The 21,947-nt window shown below is 71.8% G+C and carries 24 protein-coding genes; 9 read left to right on the top strand and 15 right to left on the bottom strand.

Features of this window, described 5'->3' with window-relative positions; genetic code table 11:
* Positions 1-30: 30 nt before the first annotated feature.
* Positions 31-357 (bottom strand): hypothetical protein, encoded by a 327-nt coding sequence (locus tag ACLJQE_RS34410; protein ID WP_410643710.1) that lies wholly within the window; start codon positions 355-357, stop codon positions 31-33.
* 342 nt (positions 358-699) lie between these two features.
* Between ACLJQE_RS34410 and ACLJQE_RS34415 the strand changes: the two genes are divergently transcribed.
* From ACLJQE_RS34415 to ACLJQE_RS34425, 3 genes are all read left to right on the top strand, one after another.
* Positions 700-828 carry a hypothetical protein gene (locus tag ACLJQE_RS34415; protein WP_348949769.1) on the top strand — a complete coding sequence of 43 codons (129 nt, stop codon included), beginning with the start codon at positions 700-702 and terminating at the stop codon, positions 826-828.
* 78 nt (positions 829-906) lie between these two features.
* Positions 907-2,124, top strand: a complete 1,218-nt coding sequence (locus tag ACLJQE_RS34420) for a hypothetical protein (RefSeq protein ID WP_410643711.1) — start codon at positions 907-909, stop codon at positions 2,122-2,124.
* A gap of 21 nt (positions 2,125-2,145) precedes the next feature.
* The gene (locus ACLJQE_RS34425) at positions 2,146-2,640 is read left to right on the top strand and encodes a hypothetical protein (protein ID WP_410643712.1); all 495 of its coding nucleotides are present in this window, start codon (positions 2,146-2,148) and stop codon (positions 2,638-2,640) included.
* Here the strand turns inward: ACLJQE_RS34425 and ACLJQE_RS34430 are convergent.
* Entirely contained in the window at positions 2,607-3,998 is a 1,392-nt protein-coding gene (locus ACLJQE_RS34430; RefSeq protein WP_410643713.1) for an MFS transporter, read from the bottom strand. The two genes, ACLJQE_RS34425 and ACLJQE_RS34430, sit on opposite strands and share 34 nt — an antisense overlap.
* Positions 3,995-5,572: a flavin-containing monooxygenase gene (locus tag ACLJQE_RS34435; protein WP_410643714.1), complete on the bottom strand. Its 1,578-nt coding sequence runs from the start codon at positions 5,570-5,572 to the stop codon at positions 3,995-3,997. Before ACLJQE_RS34435 ends, ACLJQE_RS34430 begins: the two co-directional genes overlap by 4 nt.
* Before the next feature lie 277 nt (positions 5,573-5,849).
* Between ACLJQE_RS34435 and ACLJQE_RS34440 the strand changes: the two genes are divergently transcribed.
* Entirely contained in the window at positions 5,850-6,431 is a 582-nt protein-coding gene (locus ACLJQE_RS34440; RefSeq protein WP_410643715.1) for a ClpP family protease, read from the top strand.
* A gap of 125 nt (positions 6,432-6,556) precedes the next feature.
* Here ACLJQE_RS34440 and ACLJQE_RS34445 read toward each other — a convergent pair whose 3' ends face one another.
* From ACLJQE_RS34445 to ACLJQE_RS34460, 4 genes are all read right to left on the bottom strand, one after another.
* Entirely contained in the window at positions 6,557-8,611 is a 2,055-nt protein-coding gene (locus ACLJQE_RS34445; protein WP_410643716.1) for a M3 family metallopeptidase, read from the bottom strand.
* 92 nt (positions 8,612-8,703) lie between these two features.
* Positions 8,704-9,411 carry a histidine phosphatase family protein gene (locus tag ACLJQE_RS34450; protein ID WP_410643717.1) on the bottom strand — a complete coding sequence of 236 codons (708 nt, stop codon included), beginning with the start codon at positions 9,409-9,411 and terminating at the stop codon, positions 8,704-8,706.
* 49 nt (positions 9,412-9,460) lie between these two features.
* A complete protein-coding gene (locus ACLJQE_RS34455) occupies positions 9,461-10,303 on the bottom strand; it encodes an undecaprenyl-diphosphate phosphatase (protein WP_410643718.1) in 843 nt (280 codons plus the stop codon).
* 1 nt (position 10,304) lies between these two features.
* Positions 10,305-11,342: an LLM class F420-dependent oxidoreductase gene (locus tag ACLJQE_RS34460; protein WP_410643719.1), complete on the bottom strand. Its 1,038-nt coding sequence runs from the start codon at positions 11,340-11,342 to the stop codon at positions 10,305-10,307.
* A gap of 86 nt (positions 11,343-11,428) precedes the next feature.
* Here ACLJQE_RS34460 and ACLJQE_RS34465 point away from each other — a divergent pair, with 86 nt between their 5' ends.
* The 3 genes from ACLJQE_RS34465 to ACLJQE_RS34475 all read left to right on the top strand — a co-directional run bounded on the left by ACLJQE_RS34465 (position 11,429) and on the right by ACLJQE_RS34475 (position 13,730).
* On the top strand, positions 11,429-12,397 hold the full coding sequence (locus ACLJQE_RS34465) for an aldo/keto reductase (protein ID WP_410643720.1): 969 nt from the start codon (positions 11,429-11,431) through the stop codon (positions 12,395-12,397).
* A gap of 98 nt (positions 12,398-12,495) precedes the next feature.
* Positions 12,496-13,509: a YncE family protein gene (locus tag ACLJQE_RS34470; protein ID WP_410643721.1), complete on the top strand. Its 1,014-nt coding sequence runs from the start codon at positions 12,496-12,498 to the stop codon at positions 13,507-13,509.
* On the top strand, positions 13,506-13,730 hold the full coding sequence (locus ACLJQE_RS34475) for a DUF5703 family protein (RefSeq protein WP_103352659.1): 225 nt from the start codon (positions 13,506-13,508) through the stop codon (positions 13,728-13,730). Before ACLJQE_RS34470 ends, ACLJQE_RS34475 begins: the two co-directional genes overlap by 4 nt.
* Here ACLJQE_RS34475 and ACLJQE_RS34480 read toward each other — a convergent pair.
* The 3 genes from ACLJQE_RS34480 to ACLJQE_RS34490 are packed head-to-tail and all read right to left on the bottom strand — an operon-like array spanning position 13,727 to position 15,464.
* Complete coding sequence (locus ACLJQE_RS34480; protein ID WP_410643722.1) at positions 13,727-14,464, bottom strand: SRPBCC family protein; 738 nt, start codon at positions 14,462-14,464, stop codon at positions 13,727-13,729. The genes ACLJQE_RS34475 and ACLJQE_RS34480 overlap by 4 nt on opposite strands.
* Position 14,465: 1 nt before the next feature.
* Positions 14,466-15,053 (bottom strand): ArsR/SmtB family transcription factor, encoded by a 588-nt coding sequence (locus ACLJQE_RS34485; RefSeq protein ID WP_410643723.1) that lies wholly within the window; start codon positions 15,051-15,053, stop codon positions 14,466-14,468.
* 33 nt (positions 15,054-15,086) lie between these two features.
* On the bottom strand, positions 15,087-15,464 hold the full coding sequence (locus ACLJQE_RS34490) for a MerR family transcriptional regulator (RefSeq protein ID WP_410643724.1): 378 nt from the start codon (positions 15,462-15,464) through the stop codon (positions 15,087-15,089).
* A 28-nt stretch (positions 15,465-15,492) separates the two neighbouring features.
* Here ACLJQE_RS34490 and ACLJQE_RS34495 point away from each other — a divergent pair, with 28 nt between their 5' ends.
* On the top strand, positions 15,493-16,182 hold the full coding sequence (locus ACLJQE_RS34495) for a methyltransferase domain-containing protein (RefSeq protein WP_410643725.1): 690 nt from the start codon (positions 15,493-15,495) through the stop codon (positions 16,180-16,182).
* A gap of 2 nt (positions 16,183-16,184) precedes the next feature.
* On the opposite strand, the gene ACLJQE_RS34500 is transcribed toward ACLJQE_RS34495, so the two are convergent.
* Both ACLJQE_RS34500 and ACLJQE_RS34505 read right to left on the bottom strand, forming a co-directional pair.
* Positions 16,185-17,066: an alpha/beta fold hydrolase gene (locus ACLJQE_RS34500; RefSeq protein ID WP_410643726.1), complete on the bottom strand. Its 882-nt coding sequence runs from the start codon at positions 17,064-17,066 to the stop codon at positions 16,185-16,187.
* A complete protein-coding gene (locus ACLJQE_RS34505; protein ID WP_410643727.1) occupies positions 17,066-18,388 on the bottom strand; it encodes a M20/M25/M40 family metallo-hydrolase in 1,323 nt (440 codons plus the stop codon). Before ACLJQE_RS34505 ends, ACLJQE_RS34500 begins: the two co-directional genes overlap by 1 nt.
* Positions 18,389-18,547: 159 nt before the next feature.
* Between ACLJQE_RS34505 and ACLJQE_RS34510 the strand changes: the two genes are divergently transcribed.
* On the top strand, positions 18,548-19,129 hold the full coding sequence (locus tag ACLJQE_RS34510; protein WP_410643728.1) for an HAD family acid phosphatase: 582 nt from the start codon (positions 18,548-18,550) through the stop codon (positions 19,127-19,129).
* A gap of 4 nt (positions 19,130-19,133) precedes the next feature.
* Here the strand turns inward: ACLJQE_RS34510 and ACLJQE_RS34515 are convergent, their stop codons facing one another.
* The 3 genes from ACLJQE_RS34515 to ACLJQE_RS34525 form a co-directional block, all read right to left on the bottom strand.
* The gene (locus ACLJQE_RS34515) at positions 19,134-20,036 is read right to left on the bottom strand and encodes a LacI family DNA-binding transcriptional regulator (protein WP_410643729.1); all 903 of its coding nucleotides are present in this window, start codon (positions 20,034-20,036) and stop codon (positions 19,134-19,136) included.
* A gap of 241 nt (positions 20,037-20,277) precedes the next feature.
* Positions 20,278-20,946, bottom strand: coding sequence for an HAD family hydrolase (locus tag ACLJQE_RS34520; RefSeq protein WP_410643730.1), 669 nt, complete (start codon positions 20,944-20,946; stop codon positions 20,278-20,280).
* Positions 20,947-21,141: 195 nt separating this feature from the next.
* Positions 21,142-21,906 (bottom strand): SDR family oxidoreductase, encoded by a 765-nt coding sequence (locus ACLJQE_RS34525; RefSeq protein ID WP_410643731.1) that lies wholly within the window; start codon positions 21,904-21,906, stop codon positions 21,142-21,144.
* Positions 21,907-21,947 lie beyond the last annotated feature (41 nt).

Genomic DNA, 21,947 nt, shown 5'->3' on the forward strand with positions numbered 1-21,947 from the left:
TGACGGCGGCCCCCCTTCTCCATCGAGTGCTCACGCAGCCAGGAGATCCGCCCGCGCCCGCAGCAACGCCTCGGCGCTCAGACCACCCGGCAGCCCCCCGGACTCCCCGGTGAGCTCATCCCGCGGCTCGGCGTAACCACCGGCCACCCCGGCACCGTAGGCCGCAGCCGTCGCGGCGATGAACGCCAACCCGAACCCGGCGGCCTTCCCGAACGCCCGCGCCCCGGCATGCGTAGTCACCTTCGCCGCCGCAGCCGCCGTGGCGGCCGCACAGCTCACCGGCAGCACCGGCACCTCCACCTGCAAGCGAACGAGCGCGTCGGCCTGCCCACCGGCAGCCTCTTCGATCCTGTTCATCAATGTGTCCTCACGGTTGAGAGCCGACTCGAGCACGCCCGACGCTAGCTCCGCACCCCCGGCCCCACATCCACCCAAAAGACGAGGCCACCGCGGTTTCAGCGATCCGCGAACCATCCCTCCGCACCGCCCGGAGCGAACACCACACCGTCGCCGCGCATCCACCGAACCGACGAGAACGCCCGGTTCGGCGAATTCGTCGAACGTTCCGCAATTCGCGTGAAAATCCTCGCATACCAGACGTATCGGACCTCCTCTGGTAACTTCGCAGTCGAGCCTGTCCGAAAAACCCGCACAGGCGGAACGGACAGGAATCTTCCCCCAGTGAATCGGAGGAGCAACATGCAGAAGCTGGCCGAGAAGATCGCCCGCGACGACGTGTGGGCCAAGTGGGTCGAGGCGAACTCCCAGCCGTCCGCCAAGGAAGGCTGCATCTCCCGCAAGGAAGGCTGCATCTCCCAGGCGGGCTGACCGCCCCAACCCCACCGGGCGGCAGGTGCTTCTCACCTGCCGCCCGGCGTCGCCCGCCCCACCGCCGATTGGACTCGTGTGCAGCCGACCGCCGAGATGCTCGACCACATCCGAGACATCCCGCTCTACCGCGAATCCCTCGCCGCCGGCACATTTCCGGTCCTGGAAAAGGACACCATCAGCCGCGGCTTCCCGGACAACTTCATGACCCCCGCCCTCGCCGACGCCCTCGACACCGGCGCCGCCGAGTTCGTGCTCTCCACCGGCACCAACCACGCCCGCATGCAGCTGGTCCGCCCGCCCTACTTCCTGCTCAAGTCCTACTACCGCCTCTGGTCCGAACACCCGGCCATCCGCCACACCTGGGACGCCGGCTGCCCCCGCGTCTCGGTGACCACCGTGCTCGCCACCGAACACGTCGCCCGCGTCAACGCCAAGAAACGCGGCGGACCCCCGCTCGACCACCCACCCCTGGCCGACCGCCGGCTCGACGACCGCACCGTCTACGTCAACCAGCACCTCGACCCGGCACTGTGGACCCGCACCGACGTCGAACGCATGCTCGCCGAAATCGAGCAGACCCGCGCCGGCGGCGACTACCACCTCGACTGCTCCAGCTACCACCTCGCGCACCTGCTCGGCAAAACCCGCGAGTTCGGCCTCACCCTGCCCGCCCCCGCCAGCGTCGTGCACGCCTACGAGTACACACCGGACAACGTCGCCCGCTACCTGCACACCCAGCTCGCCTGCCCGATCGTCGACCTCTTCGGCAGCACCGAACTCGGCTACCTCTACTACAGCGACGGCGACGGCACCTACCACCCCTACCTCGACCGCATGGCCGTCGAACTCCTCCCCGTCGAGCCCGGCAGCACCCTCTACGCCGTGATCGTGTCCAGCATCCGCAACGAATGGATGCCGCTGATCCGCTACCGCTCCGGCGACCTCGCCCGCACCGCCGACGGCACCCCCGACCCCACCCGCATCACCCGCTTCTGCGGCCGCGAAAAGGAACTCGTCCGCGTCGGCACCACCCTGCTGTGCCACGGCGACCTCGACCGGTGGATCGGCGAGACCGCGCCCGACGTGTTCCTCTACCGGATCCGCGTCGGCGAAGGCACCACCGCCGAACTCGAATACACCACCTTCGACCGGCAGCCCACCGACACCACCGACCTCGCCGCCGCCCTCGCCGAACACCTCCAGCTCACCGTGCGGCCCGTGCACCGCACCCACATCCCGATCGGAAAGTCCGGCAAATACGCCTGGCTGCACCCCGAATCCCGCACCCGCTGACACCCGGACAAGGAGCCCACCGTGCCCGTCACCCCCGCCGACCTGCGAGCCCTGCTGGGCGAAGACCTCTACACCGAAGTGGTGGAGTACTTCACCGCGAAGACCGACCACCCGGCCGCCTTCGTCGAACGCCAGGTCCTCGAATGCCTGCGCTACCTCTACCTCGTCTCCGCCCACCAGGACCGCCTGGCCGGCACCTTCCTGCCCGTCGAGCAGGAAATCGACGAGGTCTGGCACTACCTGATCCTGCAAACCCGCGAATACCGCGAACTCTGCACCCGCCTGCCCGGCGGCTTCTTCATCGAACACCGCAGCATCAGCTACACCGCCTACGCCGAGGAAGCACCCCGCGAACGCACCGCAACCGAAGCCCTCCAATGGATCCCCCTCTACCAGGACGCCTTCGGCCCCTTCGACGCCGGTGCCCTCCCGCACTGGACGATGCCCCGCTTCCTCCACGAGCAGATGGACATGTCCCTCGCTCAAATCGCCGAACTGGACATGGCCGCCCTCTGACCGGCCACCGCCACCGCGATCGCCACCACCAGCTGCACCCCCAGCACCACGGCGAACGCGGTGGCGTACCCGGCCCCCGCGAGTCCCGTGTAGACGGACCCCAGCCCGGCCACCCCCACCGCCATCGCACCCTGCTGCGTCGTCACCAGCACACCCCCGCCGGCCCCCGCGTACTCCCCCGGCACCGCACCCAGCACCGAAATCTGCGACGACCCCACCACCAGCGCCTGCCCCAGACCGATCAGCACCAGGCCCGGCAGCAGCCACCACACCACCCCACCCCACGCCAGCACCCCCAGCAACCACCCCACCCCGGCCGCCTGCACCAGCGCCCCGACCCCCAAAACCCCGTTGCCGCGCTTCACCCTCAACCGCGGCACCGCGAACGACCCCACCAGGAACGCCGCCGACATCGGCACCACCGCCAGCCCCGCCGCCGCCGGATCCAGCCCGAACCCGTTCTGCACCGTCAACGGCAACGCGAACAAATACCCCGCCCAAGCCGCCAAGAACGGCGCCACCACCAGCAACCCCCGCCGCACCTCCGGCGCCGCCAGCACCGACGGCGGCAGCAACGGCACCCGCCCCCGCGCCACCACCCGCTTCTCCGTACGCCACAACACCACCGCCGCGAACGGCACCAGCACCAGCACCCCGACCGTCCACCACGGCCACCCCAGCACCGGCCCCCGGTTCAACCCCACCAGCAGCAACACGATCACCAACGCCAGCAACCCGGTCCCACGCACATCGACCCCCACCGGCTCCGACGACCGCGTATCCGGCACCACCAGCACGGCCAGCACCACCGCAACGACCCCCAGCGGCAGATTCACCAGGAACACCAGCCGCCACGACGTCCCCCACAGATCCGCCTCCACCAGCAAACCACCCAGCACCAACCCCAGGATCGCCGCGAACCCGGCCACCGCCGCGTAGAAGCTCATCGCCCGCGGCCGCCGCTCCGGCACCTCCGCCGCCTGGATCGTCCCCAGCGCCTGCGGCGGGATCAACGCGGCCGCCGCGCCCTGCACGACCCGCGCCGCCACCAGCCACCCACCCGACCCCGCCACCGCACACAGCAACGACGCGACCGTGAACCCCACCAGCCCCACCACGAGCACCCGCCGCCGCCCATAGGCATCACCCAAGCGGCCACCCAGCACCAAGAACACGGTGAACGCCAGCCCGTAGCCGGCCACCACCAGCTCCAGCTCCGCCCCCGACGCACCCAGATCACCCGCGATCGTCGGCAACGCGACGTTCACGATGAACGAATCCGTCATCGGCAGCAACGCGGCCAGCAGCACCACCGCCAGCCCCGCCCGCCCCAGCTTCCCCTGCTCGACCGTCGTCATGAGAAACGGAACCCCCGGTACCCCTCCGCCGCGACACCGTCACAGATCCGCCGATACGCATCCAGCCCGCCGGCGAACGGCGCGAACACCCTGGCCTTCCCCTCGACGTTCGCACCCACGTAATAGGAATCGGTCCGCGGGTACAGCGTCCGGCCCGCCAGCTCCGCCACCCGCGCCACCCACTCCTCCTGCGCCGGCTCCAGCGCCTCCACCTCCGTGACGCCCCGCTCCCGCACCTCCACCAGCAGATCGCACACCCACTCCACGTGGTGCTCGATCGCCCGCAGCACATTGGACAGCACCATCGTGCTGCCCGGCCCGGTCAGCGTGAACAAGTTCGGAAACCCCGCCACCGCCAGCCCCAGATAACTGCGCGGCCCCTCCCGCCACTCATCCGCCAGCGACCGCCCACCGCGACCCCGCACCCCCAGCCGCGTCAACGAACCCGTGAACGCGTCGAACCCCGTGGCCAGCACCAGCACATCCAGGACGTGCTCCCCACGCGCCGTCCGGACACCCTTCTCCGTCACCGCCTCGATCGGCTCCTCACGCAGATCCACCACCCGGACGTGCGGCAGGTTGAACGCCTCGTAATAACCGTCGTCCACGCACAACCGCTTCGTCCCGATCGGATACCCGGACGGCACCAACGCCCGCGCCGTCCCCGGATCCCGCACCACCGCACGCACGCGCTCACGGAAGTAGTCCGCCAGCACCGCGTTCGCCGCCAGATCACGCCCGGTGTCGGTGAACGCCGCCACGATGTGCGTACCCCCACGCGCCCACGCCCGGTCCAGCTCCGCGGCACGCTCCACCGGATCGGTCTCCAGCGCCGCCCGGCCCGTCCCGGTCACCGGATGCCCGAACCGCGTCGTCCGGGCGTCCTCCAGCTTCCGCTCGTACCCGGCGACCGCCGCGTCCCGCTCCGCCTGCGTCAACGCCCGGTTGCGCGCCGGCACGCTGAAATTGGCCGTCCGCTGGAAAACCACCAGCTCCCCGGCCTCCTTCGCCAGCTCGGGCACCACCTGGATCCCCGACGAGCCGGTCCCGATCACCCCGACCCGCCGCCCCGCCAGTTCCACCGGCTCCGCCGGCCACCGCGAGGTCCGCAACACCGTCCCGCCGAACGTGTCCAGCCCCGGGAACGGCGGCGTGTGCACCGCCGACATGCACCCCACCGCCGTCACCACGAACCGCGCCCGCACCCGTTCACCGGTGCCGGCGCTCAGCGACCAGCCACCGTCCTCGAACACCGCCCCGGTGATCGTCGTCCCGAACGTGATGTGCGGCCACAGACCCCGCCGCTCGGCGAAGTGCTCGGCGTACCGCAGGATCTCCGGCTGCCCCGCGAACCGCTCCGACCACTGCCAGCTCTCGTACAGCTCCCGGTCGTGCAGGTACGAGTAGTCCAGGCTCTCCACGTCACAACGGGCACCGGGATATCTGTTCCAGAACCACGTGCCGCCGACCCCGGCAGCCGATTCGAAAGCGTGGCAGGAAAACCCCCGCCGCAGAAGCTGATCCAGTACATGCAGCCCGGCGAAGCCGGCCCCGATCACCGCGATGTCCCACACCCGATCAAGCCTACACAAAAGCCGACAATCAAGTTATACCCACACAAAGTGCATGCATTGCGAAATTTCGCCCGCTTGGCGGTTCCGCGGTGCGGCGAACACGCACCGCAGCGCATTTCAACCCACCGGCGCAACCACCGGTGCGATGGAGTTCTTTTCAGCGAAATCGACCGCAGCAATGCCCCAGGCCGGCTCGGCTTCTCGCCCGCAGCGAACACCCCACGCTCACAGCGAAACTTTCACCACGGACCCGATCTCCGGCCCTACCGTCGCCCCCATGACCACTTTCGCCGCACCCGACCTGCAGGCCCCCGGCCAGACCCCCAACGACTCGGTCTACGAACAGCTCCTGCGCGACCGCATCGTCTTCCTCGGCTCCGAAGTCAACGACGACGTCGCCAACCGGATCATCGCCCAGCTGCTCCTGCTCGCCGCCGACGACCCCGCCAAGGACATCACCTTCTACATCAACTCACCCGGCGGCTCCGTCACCGCGGGCATGGCCATCTACGACACCATGCAGCTCGTCAAACCCGACGTCTCCACCTGGGGCCTCGGCTTCGTCGCCTCCATGGGCCAGTTCCTGCTCTCCTCCGGCACCCCCGGCAAGCGCTACCTGCTGCCCAACACCCGCATCGTCATGCACCAGCCCTCCGCGGGCATCGGCGGCGCCGCCACCGACATCGCCATCCAGGCCGAGGTCTTCGGCAAGATGAAACGCCGCATCGCCGAGATCACCGCACGCCAGACCGGCCAGAACGTCGAACGCATCACCGCCGACGCCGACCGCGACCGCTGGTTCGACGCGGACGAAGCCCTCGCCTACGGCTTCGTCGACCACATCGTCACCAGGAGCTGATCTCTCGCGTCTCTGCGTGGTTTGAGAGGAAGTCTCCCCGGGCCGATTTTTCAAAAATCGGCCCGGGGTATAGGTCGTTATACACTTATCGAGGTCACCTGAGCGACCGGGTGGTGCGGGTTGTCTCAGACGCCGTCGAGGCCGCGGCGGGCCAGCAGGGGCTCGATCTCGGGGTCGCGGCCGCGGAAGGCGCGGAAGGCGTCCATGGGGTCGATGCTGCCGCCCCGGCCGAGCAGGGTGCGGCGGAAGTGGTCGCCGTTGTCCCGGGTCAGTCCCCCGTTCTCGCGGAACCACTGGACGGTGTCGGCGTCGAGGACCTCGCTCCAGATGTAGGAGTAGTACCCGGCGCTGTAGCCGCCGCTGAAGATGTGGGCGAAGTACGTCGTGCGGTAGCGCGGCGGGATCGCGGCGACGGCCACGCCCGCCTTCACGAGTGCCTCCGCCTCGAACGGCTGGACCTCCCCCACGCGGTCGTCGACGCCGAGGCCGTGCCAGGCCTGGTCGAGCAGGGACGCCGCGAGGTACTCGGTGGTGGAGAACCCTTCGCCGTACTGCTGGGCGGCGAGCAGCTTCTCGACCTGCTCCTGCGGCAGCGCCTCGCCCGTTTCGTGGTGCTTCGCGTAGTGGGCCAGCACTTCCGGCCACAGCATCCACATCTCGTTGACCTGCGAGGGGTACTCGACGAAGTCGCGGGGCACGTTGGTGCCGGAGAAGGTCGGGTAGCGGACCGACGAGACCAGTGCGTGGAGGGCGTGGCCGAACTCGTGGAACGCCGTGACGACGTCGTCGAAGGTGAGCAGGGTCGGCTCCCCCGCCGGCGGCTTGTTCACGTTGAGGACGTTGACCACGACCGTCTTGCGGCCGAGCAGCTCGGACTGGTCGACGAAGGTGTTCATCCACGCGCCGCCGCGCTTGGCGTCGCGGGTGTACAGGTCGAGCAGGTAGAGGCCCAGCGGGGTGCCGTCGGCGTCGAACACCTCGAAGGTCCGGACTTCCGGGTGGTACTTGGGCAGGTCGTCGCGCTCGGTGAACGTCAGGCCGTACAGCTTCGTGGCGGCGTAGAAGACACCGTCGAGGTACACGCGGTCGGCCTCGAAGTACGGGCGCAGGGCCTCGGTGTCGACGTCGAAGCGTTCGCGGCGGACCTGGGCGGCGTAGAACGGCCAGTCGGAGGGCCGCAGCTTCGCGCCCGGCACGTCGGCCTCCAGCAGCTGCTGGAGTTCGGCGGCTTCGGCGCGGGCGTTCGCGACCGCAGCGGGGGCCAGCCGCTCCAGCAGGCCGGCGGCGGCTTCGGCCGTCTTCGCCGTCTCGTCCGCGATGACGTACGCGGCGTGGTTCGGGTAGCCGAGCAGGACGGCCCGTTCCGCGCGCAGGCGCACGATCTCGGCGACGACGGCGTTGTTGTCGAATTCGTTGCCGCGGTTGCCCCGCGCCATCGACGCGGTGTGGATGCGCTCGCGGACCTCGCGGTTGCGCAGGGTCTCCAGCGGCGACGCCTGGCTGGTCGGCAGGCTCAGGGTGAGCACGTACTTGCCGTCCTCGCCGCGCGCGGCCGCCGCTTCGGCCGCGGTGGCGATCGCGCCTTCACCGAAGCCGTCGAGCTCGGCGCGGTCGGCGATGACGACGGCCAGCTCGTTGGTGTCCTTGAGCAGGTTCTGCTGGAACTTCGTCTGCAGCGTCGACAGCTGCTCGTTGAGCGCGCGCAGGCGGGCCTGCTCGGCCTCGCCGAGCCCGGCACCGGCCCGGCTGAAGTCGGTGTGCTGCCGTTCCAGCAGGCGCAGCGACTCCTCGTCCAGGCCGAGCTCGCCGCGGCGCGCGTGGAGGGCGTCGATCCGGGCGAACAACTGCGGGTTCAGGTGGATCGCGTCGTGGTGGGCGGCCAGCTTCGGCGCGAACTCCGCCTGGATGGCCTGGATCTCGTCGGTGCTGTTGGAGCCGGAGAGGTTGTAGAACACGCTCGCCACGCGGCCCAGCAGCTCGCCGGCCCGCTCGAGGGCCACGATGGTGTTCTCGAACGTCGGCTCGGCGTCCTGCGCCGCGATCTGCTCGATCTCCGCCGCGTGCTCGGCCAGCCCGGCTTCGAACGCGGGGCGGTAGTGCTCGTCGGAGATCCGGTCGAAGGGCGGCAGGGCGTAGGGCAGCTCGCTGGGTGCAGCGAACGGATTGTCCGGCGAAATCATCGGGCAGGCTCCTGGTCGGGGGCAACACTCGGTCCCGCCACCCTACGGGGTCCGCCCGAGGGGATGTCAGCGCTTTCCGGAGGTGGCAGGCGTCACCGGCCCGTGGTACCGCCCACCACGGCGTCGCTGCTCGGAGCCGCCTTCTTCCCCCGCTTCGGCTTGGGTTCCGGTGGCACGATTCCCCGCAGGTCGCTCCCGTGGTCGTTGACCCGCATCACGAACGGCCGCGTCTCGGTGTAGCGCACGACCGAGATGGACGCCGGGTCGACGACGATCCGCTGGAAGGCGTCGAGGTGCTGGCCGAGCGCGTCGGCCAGGATGGACTTGATCACGTCGCCGTGGCTGCACAGCAGCCAGACGGCGTGGTCGCCGTGCTCGGCGGCGATCCGCCGGTCGTGCGCGCGGACGGCGGCCACCGACCGCGCCTGCATCTGGGCGAGGCCCTCACCGCCGGGGAACACCGCGGCCGAGGCGTGCGCCTGCACGACCCGCCAGAGCGGTTCCTTCGCCAGGTGCTTGAGCTCCTTGCCCGTCCAGTCACCGTAGTCCACTTCGGACAGGCCCGGCTCGACGACCTTGGCCAGGCCGCGCGCGGCGGCCAGCGGGGCGACCGTCTGCTTGCACCGCAGCATGGGCGACACGACGAGCCCGGCCAGCGGCACGCCGCCGAGGCGTTCGACGAGCTGCTCCGCCTGGGCGCGTCCGGTGTCGTCGAGGTTGACCTTCGGAGCCCGCCCGGCGAGGACACCGGTGCCGTTGGCCGTCGACTTGCCGTGCCTCAGCAGAATGACCGTACTCACGGGCCCCACCCTACGTGGGGACCGGTCAAGCGGTCCCCACGCGGGCGGATCAGTGGCTCACCGGCCCCGCGTTCGGGTCCAGCGCACCGGTGAAGATCAGCACGAACAGCAGGACGCCGAGAGCGAGCCGGTACACCACGAACGGCACGAAGCTGCGCTTCTTGATGTAGGCCATCAGCCACGCGATCACGATGTAGCCGACGCCGAAGGCGACCAGCGTGGCCAGGATCGTCGGGCCCCACTGCGCCGGCACGTCGCCCGAGCCGATGTCCTTGAGCTTGTACACACCCGAGCCGAACACCGCCGGCAGCGCCAGCAGGAACGAGTACTCCGCCGCTTCCGACCGCGTGTACCCGAGCAGCAGGCCCGCGCTGGTCGTGCCGCCCGAGCGGGACACGCCGGGGATCAGGGCCAGCGCCTGCGCGAAGCCGAACCCGAGCCCGTGCCGCACGGTCAGGTCGTCCAGCGTCCGCTCCTGCTTCCCGATCCGGTCGGCGACCAGCAGGATCAGGCCGAACACGATGAGCACGGTCGCGGTGATCCGCAGGTCGCGGAACGCGCTGTCGATCTGGTCCTGCAGCACCAGCCCGAGCACCACGATCGGCAGCGAGCCGACGATGATCAGCCAGCCCAGCCGGGCGTCCGGGTCGCGGCGCCACTCCGGCTTGGACAGCGAGAAGAACCAGGCTCGCAGGATCTTCCCGATCTTCGGCCCGAAGTAGATGATCACCGCCAGCTCGGTGCCGATCTGGGTGACGGCGGTGAACGCCGCACCCGGGTCGTCCCAGCCCGCCAGTGCCGCGACGATCCGCAGGTGCGCGCTCGAGGAGATCGGGAGGAACTCCGTCAGGCCCTGGACCAGGCCCAGGACCAGTGCTTCGAACCAGCTCACGTCAGGCCACCCCCGCCAGTTCCATGGCCTCGACGGCCGTGCGCAAGGCGGCAGCCGGCTCCGGCGTGTAGGGCGACACCGACAAGGTCGTCACGCCGGCTTCGGCGTATTCCGTCATCTTCTCCGCGATCCGTTCCTTCGGGCCCAGCAGCGACGTCGCGTCGAGGAACTCCGGCGGCACCGCCGCCATCGCCCCCACCCGGTCGCCGTCCAGGTACTTCTCCTGCACTTCGGCGGCTTCGGCCGCGAATCCCATCCGGCACGCCAGCCGGTTGTAGAAGTTCTTCTCCTTGCTCCCCATCCCGCCCAGGTAGAGGGCGGCGTAACCGCGGACGGCGTCCGCGCAGGTCCGCCAGTCGTCGCCGGGCACGAGCGGCACGGACGGGACGACGTCGAAGCCGTCCAGCGTGCGGCCGGCCCGCTCGGCACCGGCGCGGACGTGGGCCAGCTGCTCCCCCGCGTGTGACGGCGAGAAGAACACCGGCAGCCAGCCGTCGGCGATCTCCCCGGCCAGCTCCAGGTTCTTCGGGCCGATCGCGGCCAGGTACAGCGGGATGTGCTTCCGGACCGGGCGGACGGTCAGCCGCAGCGCCTTGCCCGGCCCGTCCGGCAGCGGCAGCGTGAAGTGCTCGCCCTCGAACTTCAGCCGCTCACGGCGCAACGCCGTCCGCACGATCCCGGCGTACTCGCGGGTGCGGCTCACCGGCGAGGCGAACCGGACGCCGTGCCAGCCCTCGGACACCTGCGGGCCCGACACGCCCAGACCGAGCCGGAACCGGCCGCCGGAGAGCGTGTCGAGGGTCGCGGCGGTCATCGCCGTCATCGCCGGCGTGCGAGCCGGGATCTGCAGCACCGCGGCACCGACGTCGATCCGCGCCGTCTGCGCCGCGATCCACGAAAGCACGGTCACCGCGTCCGAGCCGTAGGCCTCCGCGGCCCACACGACCGAATAGCCGAGTTCGTCCGCCTGTTTCGCCAGGGCCAGGTTCGCGGGGTCGTTCCCCGCTCCCCAGTAGCCGAGATTGAGTCCGAGTCGCACGGGGCCCGACCCTAACGGGGACCATGATCGCGACACGACTCACCTTGGTCTCCTCCGCACGGGGCAGCCCACTAGGCTCGGCGGTCGTGGAAAAGCGACTGCTCGGCCGCTCGGGACTGCGCGTCTCCCGGATGGCGCTCGGCACCATGACCTGGGGTGGCGACACGGACGCGGAGGAGGCCGCCAGCCAGCTGGTCGCCTTCGTCGACGCCGGCGGCACCCTGGTGGACACGGCCGACATCTACGGCGAGGGCGAGAGCGAGCGGGTGCTCGGCTCGCTGCTCGGCGACCTCGTGCCCCGCGACGACGTCGTCCTGGCGACGAAGGCGGTCGCCCGGCGCGACGACGGCCCGTTCGGCGGCGGCGCCTCGCGCGGCGCACTCCTCGCCGCGCTCGACGGCTCGCTCAAGCGGCTCGGCACCGACCACATCGACCTGTGGCAGCTGCACGCCTGGGACGAGTGCGTCCCGCTCGCCGAGACGCTGTCCGCCCTCGAGTACGCCGTGACCAGCGGGAAGGTCCGCTACGTCGGCGTCTCGAACTACGCGGGCTGGCAGCTGGCCACCGCCGCCGCCGGCGCTTCGGCCGTCGCGCCCCTCGTCTCCACCCAGGTCGAATACTCGCTGCTGGAACGCGGGGTGGACCGCGAGGTCGTGCCCGCGGCCGCGCACCACGGCGTCGGGCTGCTGCCGTGGGCCCCGCTCGGCCGGGGCGTGCTGACGGGCAAGTACCGCACCGGCACGCCCGCCGACTCGCGCGGCGCGAACAGCGCGTACGCCGGTTACGTCGAGCACCACCGCACCGACCGCGCCGCCCGGATCGTGCAGGCCGTCGCGACCGCCGCCGACGGGCTCGGCACGTCACCGCTCGCGGTGGCGCTGGCCTGGGTCCGCGACCGGCCCGGCGTCGTCGCCCCGGTCGTCGGCGCCCGCGACACCGGCCAGCTCACCGGCTCGCTGACGGCGGAGGCCATCACCCTGCCGCCCGCCATCCGGTCCGCGCTCGACGACGTCAGCGCGATCGAGGTCGGCTACCCCGAACGCTGGCCGCGATGAGCGCCAGGTGTCTGTTCGGTGACACGCACGTGACGGCACGGGGATCAAGGAGCATGCTGGTGAAGACCGCCCGCCGAGGGACACCTGGAGGCAGCAACGTGCGTCGGTTCGCCGCCGTGTCGTGGATGGTGATCCCGCTCGCCGGTGCCCTGGCGCTCTCCGGCTGTTCGTCGGCCCGGCAGACCTCCGACGACCTGCAGGTCGTGGCGAACCCGACCGCCGCGCGCCCGGCCGTCTCCCCCGCCGTGACCGTGCAGCCCGCCGGTCAGGTGCTCGGCAGTGGTTCCGTGTCGGCCGTCGCCGTGGACGCGAAGACGTCGACCCTCGTCGTTGCCGTTTCCGAGCCGCCGTCGCTGTGGCTGTACGACCTGAACGCGCTCGCGTCACCCCCGGTGAATATGCCGTTATACGGCAAGGTCTCGCGGCTGACGGTGGCGCCGGGGCGGGTGGAGATCGCCGAGCCCGATCAGGGTGTGGTGCAGCAGCTGACGTTGCCGGACCGGAAGCTGACCGAGACGAAGACGGGCGGGCAGCCGTCGTCGAGCATCGCCTACGGGGCCGACCGGCTGGTCGCGATGGGGGCGGGCAAGGACATCCGGGTGCTGCCGGCCGCGGGTCCGGCGCGGACGATCGGCGGGCAGCTCTACAGCGCCGACGACGTGGTCGACACCGGGGACGGGGTGGTGGTGCTGGACCGGCTGCGGACGGCGGTGTTCTCGGTCGACGTCGCCGCGGGGAAGGTCGACGAGGGCCTGCGTGCGGGCGACGGTGCCGCGAACGCGGTGGCGGACTCCTACGGGCGGGTGCTGGTGACCGACGCGCGGGCGGGGGCGCTGCTGGCGTTCTCGGCGGGGCCGCTGATCCTGCGGCAGCGCTACCCGGTGCCCGGCGGGGCGTACGGGATCGCCTACGACGCGGCGCGGAGCCTGGCCTGGGTGACGCTCACCGCGCGGAACGAAGTGGCCGGGTTCGACGTCCGCGGCGGCGAGCCCGTGGAGAAGTACCGGTTCCCCACCGTGCGCCAGCCGGATTCGGTGGGGGTGGACGAGAAGAGCGGCCGGGTGATCGTCGGCTCGGCGGCCGGAGAAGGGACCCAGGTGATCCAGCCATGACAGCGGTCAGCGAGGCGGTGGTCGAAGGGGATTGGGAGTATCGCCGCCTGCACCTCCCCCCGGGCGTGTCCCGGCGTGCGGCGGCGACCCAGCTCTCCATCCACGCGGAGTTCGCGGGCTGGGAACTGCGCACGGTGCGCCTGTACGCCGACGGCACGCGCCGGGTCTGGCTGCGCCGCAAGAAGACGGCCCAGAGCCTGCCCGGCGCGCTCCCGACCTAGCCGAACACCCGGTTCAGCCACTCGCCCCAGGCCTTCTCCTCGGTCTCGGGGGTGGCATCGGGCGCGAACAAGTGGTGGCAGGCGACCATCGCGCCCTGGAAGCCGCGGACGAACCTGAGCATCGCGTCCGGCGTCCGCACGCCGACCGTCTGGTCGTTCACCGCGTAGACCACGCCCTCCCGGCCGCCCGGCTCGATCGTAACCCGGTCGCCCTCGGCCGGCCGCGCCGGCAGGCCCAGTGCCGTGCCCAGCCGGGTCCACGCCTCGGCCCAGTCCGCGACCGGCGGGCCGAAGGCGGTGACCGGTGCCGCGGTCCGGCCCGCGTAGTGCGTCACGTACTCGACGAGGGTGCGGAAGAACAGGTCGCCGCCCGCGGTCATGGCTTCGAACTCGTCCTCCCAGTCGTCGCCCGGGAGGAAGCCGCTGGTGACGCAGCGGATCACGGTGCTGCCGCCGTCGCGGCCCTCGACGAGGAACTCGTAGGCGATCCGCCGTCCGTCCGGTGCGGTGTCACTGCCGTAGGCGAGCTTCTCCGGTGGGTCCCACGCGCGGATCCGGTACTCCGGCCGGTAGCCGCCGAAGGCGCCGCGGACCGTGCCGCCGGTGCCGCCTTCGACCTCGTTGCGGCCCATGAACCACGAGTCGATGCCCGGCCCGGTCGCGATCGCTTCCCACACCTGTTCCGGCGTGGCCCCGACCTCGGCGACGTCGGTCAGTTCGAACTCATACCCCACTTCAGGACCCCTCCGGGACACTCGGGTGCACGGCGACGACCACCCGGTACGAGCGGCCCTTCTCGGCCGCCTCGTCGTGGTACTTCCCCACCAGCGTGGTGACCGCGGCCGTGAGTTCCTCGGCGAACGCGGCCCGGTCGGCGGCGGAGGCGAAGCGCACCTCGCCGTCGAGCGCGAACGTCGCCAGGCGCTGCTTGGCCTTGGCCGCGCCGGTGATCAGCAGGCCGACGTCCCGCACCAGCCGTCCGGCGACGGCCAGCAGCCAGCGCGCCGAGAGCCGGTCCGGTGCGCGGGCCGGGTCGGGCTGCACGGCGGCCAGCGCCGTCGGCGAGATGACGTACGACGCCGCCGTCGCCCGCATCATCCGCTCGGTGACATTGCCCTTGCGGCGTTCCTCGACCAGCTCCACCAGGCCGTGGCTCTCCAGGGCCCGCAGGTGGTAGTTGACCTTCTGGCGGGGCAGCCCGACGCGCGCGGCGAGCATCGTCGCCGAGGCCGGCTCGGCCAGTTCGGCCAGCAGCCGGGCGCGGATCGGGTCCAGCGACACCTCGGCCGCCGCCGCGTCTTCGATCACCGCCACGGGAAACATGGGGCCCAGCATGGCAACCGAACAGAGAAATTGTCAAGAACGATCGAGCTGTCGGTCCAGCAGGCTTTGGAAGTGCGGGCACGTCATGAGGTCGTCGTGCGGGCAATCGCTCTCCAGCAGCTCGAGCGCGGCCTGCGCCCGGGCGATCCGGGCTCGTAGCCGGTCCCGCTGACGGGCTGCCATCGCCGCCCGATCGGCCGCGGACCGGGCGGTCAGCATGGTCCGGATGTCCGCGAGCTCGAACCCGGCTTCCTTGGCGACCAGGATCGCGGCCACCCGGCGCAGGTCCGCGTCGGCGTAGCGGCGCCGGGCCCCCACGCGGGCCGGCGTCAGCAACCCTTCCGCCTCCCAGTACCGCAGCACGTGGGCCGGCAACCCGAATCGGGCCGCCACCTCGCCGATTGACTTCATCCCGGCATTAAGTCGCAGGATGGGCGCCATGTCCACGTTGCTCCCCCTCCTCGATGCCCTCGACGACCGCCCGCAAGCCGCCGAACTGCGCGAACGCACCTACCAGGGACTCGGCGACGTCGTGGTCGACGTCGGCTGCGGCAGTGGGCGGGCCGTCGGCGAGCTGGCCGCCCGCGGGGTGCGGGCCATCGGCGTCGACGCAGACCCGGCCATGGTCGACGTTGCCGCGGCGCGCTGGCCGGGCGGCGAGTTCCACGTCGCCGACGCCACCGCGCTGCCCCTCGACGACGGCTCGGTCACCGGCTACCGCGCCGACAAGGTCCTGCACGTGCTGCCCGACCCGGCGCTCGCGGTCACCGAGGCCCGGCGCGTCCTGGCACCGGGTGGCCGCGCGGTGCTCGCCGGTCAGGACTGGGACACGATCGTCATCGACTCGGACGATCCCGCACGCACCCGGTCGATCGTCCACACGCGTGCCGACGGCATGCCTCACCCGCGGGTCGCGCGGCGGTACCGGAATCTCCTGCTGGACCACGGGTTCACGGACGTCACCGTCGAGGTCCACACGCTCGTCTGGACCGGCGACGCGGTCCTGCCGGTGCTCGCCAACCTCGGCGGCGACGGCTCCTGGCTCGACGAGCAGGCCGTCCGGGCCCGCGACGACCGGTTGTTCGTCGCCGTGCCGATCTTCCTCGCCGCCGGCACCCGCGCCGGGTGACCTCAGCCCCGGTGACTCGCGTTGACCAGGGCGACGACCCGGGGCAGCACCTGGGCGGCGGCCTCCAGCGGCACGACGTGCCCGACGCCGGGCAGCACCACGGCGGTGCCGTTGCCGAGGCCGCGGACCCACTGCTCCACATCGGACGCCCGGACGATCCGGTCCCGCTCCCCCACGATCGCCGTCACCGGCAGGCCGCCCACCTGCGCCAGTGCCGCTTCACGCGCGTAGGCGTCCATGGCCGGGCGGAACAGCGACACGGTGTGGGGCCAGTTGCCGCGGATCATCTGCACGGTCAGTTCGACGAGGCCGGGCTCCGGATCGTCGCCGAACAGCCACCAGCGCAGGCCCGCGCTGACCGCCCGGCTGGTGTGCTCGCGCACGACGCCGAAGAGCTTCGAGCCGAGCACCCCTTCGAGGTCGCGGACCAGTTTGCCCAGCGCGTTCGGCCAGGTCGCCGACACCTCGGCGGCGAGGGTGCCCGACGACGTCGCCAGCAGCACCAGCCCCGACACCCGCGCGGCGAACAGCCCGGGGTGCCGCTGGGACAGCGCCATGATCGCCAGGCCGCCCATGTCGTGGCCGACCAGGACCACCCGGCCCCCGGGCACCTCGCGCGCCAGCAGTTCGGCGAGGTCGTCGCCGAGCTGCGCCATGGTCGCGGTGCCGCGCCGCGCCCGGCCCGAGCCGCCGTGGCCGCGCTGGTCGTAGGTCAGCACGGCCACCGGCCCGACGGCGGCGTCGGGCACCAGCGGCGCGATCCGGCCCCAGCTGCGCTGGTCGAGCGCGTAGCCGTGAACGAACACCACGGTCACCGGCGCGGCCGGGTCGCCCCTGCGGACCACCTGCAGGGGCGTGCCGTCGGCGAGCGCGAACCCGGCCATCAGGACGTGCGCAGGAACCGGTCCAGCACGCGGGTGCCGAATTTCAGCGCCTCGACCGGGACGCGCTCGTCGACGCCGTGGAACAGCGCCGAGAAGTCGAGGTCCGCGGGCAGTTTGAGCGGCGCGAAGCCGAAGTTGCGGATGCCCAGCTCCTGGAACGACTTCGCGTCGGTGCCGCCGGAGAGCATGTACGGCAGCGTCTTCGCGCCCGGGTCCTCGGCCAGTACCGCGGCGGTCATGGCGTCCACGAGCGCGCCGTCGAAGGTCGTCTCGACCGGCGGGAGCTCCATCCACTCCTTCTCGATGTCCGGGCCGAGCAGCTCGTCGAGCTCGCGGTCGAAGGCCTCCAGGCGGCCCGGCAGGATCCGGCAGTCGATCGCGGCCTCGGCGACCGACGGGATGACGTTCGACTTGTACCCGGCGGTGAGCATGGTCGGGTTGGCCGTGTCCCGCAGGGTCGCGCCGATCATCCGGGAGATGTTGCCCAGCTTGGCGACCGAGCCTTCGAGGTCGTCCTCGGGGAAGTCCCAGCCGGTGATCTCGGTGACACCGGCGAGGAACTCCCGCACCGAGTCGGTGAGCACGAGCGGGAACCGGTGGTTGCCCAGTTTCGCGACGGCTTCGGCCAGCTTCGTCACGGCGTTGTCGCGGTGGATCATCGAACCGTGCCCGGCGGTGCCGCGCACGCGCAGCTTCATCCAGCGGATGCCCTTCTCCGCCGTCTCGATGAGGTAGGCGCGGACGTCGTCCTTGAGCGTGATCGAGAAGCCCCCGACCTCGCTGATCGCCTCGGTGACGCCCTCGAACAGCTCGGGGCGGTTCTCCACCAGCCACTGGGCGCCGTACTTGCCGCCGGCCTCCTCGTCGGCCAGGAAGGCGAAGACGAGGTCACGCGGCGGCACGACGTTGTTCAGCTTGTAGTGCCGGGCCAGCGCGAGCGCCATCGCGCACATGTCCTTCATGTCGACCGCGCCGCGCCCCCAGACGTAGTCGTCCTGGATCGCGCCGGAGAAGGGGTGCACCGACCACTCCGACGCGTCGGCGGGCACGGCGTCGAGGTGGCCGTGGATCAGCAGCCCGCCCCGGGACCGATCGGCCCCTTCGAGCCGGACGATCACGTTGTGCCGGTTCTTCCCGCCCGACTCGACGTAGGTGATCTCGTAGCCGGCGTCGGTCAGCTTCTCCGCGACGTACTCGGCCGCCGCCCGCTCGCCGACCAGCGTGTCGGGATCGCCGGTGTTGGTCGTGTCGATGCGGATGAGTTCGCTGGTCAGCGTGACGGCTTCGGCCGCGGCGGCTTCGATCAGGTTCGGTTCGGTCACCGGCCATTCCTATCACCCGGATGGCCGGACGCGCTGGCCGTGGGAAACAAGGCGCGAACCGGGGCAGAACATGAAACAAATTCCGCTACTTGCCGGTACGTTCGCCCGCGACCGGCTGGTGGACTGTGACCCATGTCGCCATCGAAAGCACGTCTCGCCGTGGCCGGTACCGCCTCCGCCGTCCTGCTGCTGCTCGGCAGCGCCGGAGCCGCCGAGGCCCGGCCCGCCGCCACCCCGGCCGCCGTGTCGGCCGCCGCACCGGCCTACGCCACCTGGATCGCGGACGTCACCGCGGTCGCCACGCCGGCCACCGACTACCTCACCCAGCGGCTGGCCGTCCCGGGCGGCCGGACCGCGATCGTGCTCGACATCGACAACACGAGCCTGGAGACCCACTACTCGGGCGGGCTCACCACGCCGGCGGTCAAGCCGGTCCTCGCACTGGCCAAGCTCGCCAAGGCCAAGGGGGCCGCGGTCTTCTTCGTCAGCGACCGCACCGAAGTCATCCGGTGGCCGACGGAAGGGAACCTGAAGGCGGTCGGGTATCCGGTCAACGGCCTCTACCTGCGTCCCCTGTTCAACTTCGACCCGGTCCAGACCAACAAGACCAAGGCCCGGATCGCCATCGAACAGGCCGGGTACGCCATCGTCGCGAACATCGGCAACAACGTGACCGACCTCGACGGCGGGCACGCCGAACGGACCTTCAAGCTGCCCGACTACAACGGCGCTCTGTCCTGACGGTTCAGGCGCGGGGCGCGATCGTCGCCCCGGTCACCGGCGGGCAGGTGAGCAGCCGGTGCTCACCTGCCCCCGTGGCCACGACGGACGCCAGCAGCCGCACGGCCTCGCGGCCGAGGGCGCGCCGGGGCACTTCGAAGCCGCTGATCTCCGGATGGGACGGCGGGCGGCCGAGAACCGCCAGAGAGAGGTCGCCGGGGACCGACACCGCCGCCGCACGCAGGGCTCGCTGCGCCGGGACGAACACCGCCTCCTCGACCACCAGCGCGGTCACGCCTTCGCCGACCCAGCCGCGGATCGCCGTCGCGAGGCCGGTGCCGTCGGTGCGGACCACCAGGCCGGGCTCGGTGCCGATCCCGCGTTCGCGTTCACGCGCCGCCGGGGTGTCCGCCGGCTCGCGCAGGTAGCGGATCCGCCGGTGCCCCGCCTGCCGCAGCCGGGCGAGCACCGCGGCCGAAGCCGCCGCGTAGTCCGCGTCCACGCAGGGCACGCGGTCGCCGAACTCCGGACGGCGTCCGATGTGGACGATCGGGAACCCGGTGGCGAGCAGCTCCGCGGGGACGGGGCCACCGAGGAACAGGCAGCCGTCGGCGAGCCGGGCGCGGCCGGACGCGGTGAACACGATCAGGTCTTTGCCGAGCGCGGCCGCCTCCGCCTCGATGCCGGCCAGGATCGCCTGGTGCGCCTCGAACGCCGGGGCGGCCGCGCAGATGCCGAACAGGCCGTGGCCCGCCTGCCGCTTCGCCAGCGGATCGGCGTAACCGAGCTGCTCCGCGGCTTTCAGCACCCGCAGCCGCGTCGACTCCGCCAGCCGGACACCGGTGCGGTTGCCGCCCAGCACGACCGACACCGTGGCCTGCGAGACCCCGGCCACGCGCGCGATGTCGGTCTGCCGGACCCTGCCCATCGGGTACCTCGCTCGCCGGGGTCAGCTGATCGATTCAGGTTGCAAGCCTGCTTCGGGACGCGTCAACGGTTTTGCCCGAAACTACCGGGGATCCGTCCCGGTCACCCCCGGTGCCGGTGGGCAGCTGCGGCCGTGCGCTCCGCCGGCGCCGGGCTGCGTGTTCACCCGATGCCGCCACCCCACCCGGTGGAGCGCGCTGTTCCGGCCCGCCCGGCCGAGGTGCCCCCACGCGTGACGGCGGTCAGCGGGCTCCGGCGTGCACCCGCTCGACCGTCTCGGCCAGGCCGCCGAGGTCCGGCAGGACCGCGTCCGCCACCGCCGGGTCCTGCGGGCCGTCGTGGCGGTTGACCCACACGCGCGGGATGCCCAGCGCCCGGGCGGGCACCATGTCGTGGAAGTGGCTTTGCGCCACGTGCACCCAGTTCGCGGCGGTCGCGTCGAAGGACGCGGCGAACCGCCGGAAGTGACCGTGGCCCGGCTTGTACTCGCCGACGTCCTCCGCGGTCACGATCGCGTCGATCGGCACCGCGAGCCGCCGCTGGGTCTCGCCGATGAGGTCGCGGTCGCAGTTGGTCAGCAGGGCGAGCCGCCAGCCCGCTTCCCGCAACGCGGCCAGCGCCGGCCGGGTGTCCGGGAAGACCGGCCAGTACGGCAGGCCGGTCTCGAGCACCGACGCGTCGTCCGCCACCAGCTCCAGGCCGGCCTCGGCCGCGGTCCGGCGCACGGACTCGGCGAGCACTTCCCGGTACCGCCGCACCGGCACCTCGGCCTGCACCTGCGGCTCGAACCGGTGGTAGACCTCCAGCAGCTCCGCGCCGCGGCCCGGGAACAGCAGCTCGAGCCCGGTCGCGATGCCGTGGCGCCAGTCCACCAGCGTGCCGAAGCAGTCGAACGTCGCCCAGCGGATCATCGTGTCCTCTCCCTTGCGTCGGCCGGGCCCGCGAACTCAGGCTCACCGGCCGGGTGCCGTACTCCGGTGCCGACCGCGTTCCCCCACCCGGCCGCCACGTGCTCGAGGGGAAGCTGCGCAAGGCAGTAATCGGCCAAGGCAGTGAAGCTCTCCGGCAGCAACGCGCGGCCGGCCGGCCAAGAAACCTTGGACCGGCTATCCGTGGTCGGCTCGCTCGGCCAGGTACTCGCGGAACGTGATCTCACCTTCGCGGTGCCCGGGGGCCAGGTGCCCGCCGCCGGCGTAGGCCCGGAACGTCTCCCCCGGCACCTTGAGCGGCACGATCCGCCGGTGCCGCCCGCTCGCCTCGCCGACTGCCTGGGCCAGCTCGGCCGCCGTCAGGATCTCCGGGCCGCCGAAGTCGGGCGCCCGGCCGACCGGGTCGCCCAGTGCGTGGCCGGCGAGCCGGCGGGCGACGTCCCGGACGTCGACCGGCTGGAACGAGATCCGCGGCACCGGCACCACCGGCAGCCGGGACGCGCCCGCGAGCAGGGTGCGGACCAGGCCGTGGAACTGGGTGGCGCGCTGGATCGTGTACGGCAGGCCCGACGCGGCGACGAGCTGTTCGGTCTCGTGCTTGGCCCGGTAGTAACCGAGCGGAACCCGGTCGACGCCGACGATCGAGACGTACACCAGGTGCGGGCCGCCGGCCCACCGCGCCGCTTCGACCAGCGTGCGCGCGAGCTGCACCTCCCGGCCGAAGTAGTCGGTGGCGCAGTGGACGACCACGTCCACTGCGGCGACGGCGCTGTCGACGCCGCGCCCGGTCCGCAGGTCGCCGCGGACGACGTCCGGGGCGGCCCGGCGGCTGAGCACGCGAACCTCCTCGCCCGCCGCGCGCAGGCGGGCCACCACCGCCCCGCCCAGCTGCCCGGTCCCGCCGGTGACCAGGATCCGCACGTCGACCACCTCCGCCGTCATCCTGGCACGGCGCGGGCCCGCCGGGGAACGCTTCCCGGCGG

The sequence above is a fragment of the Amycolatopsis sp. lyj-346 genome (genome assembly GCF_046548975.1).
In the GTDB taxonomy this organism is placed as follows: domain Bacteria; phylum Actinomycetota; class Actinomycetes; order Mycobacteriales; family Pseudonocardiaceae; genus Amycolatopsis.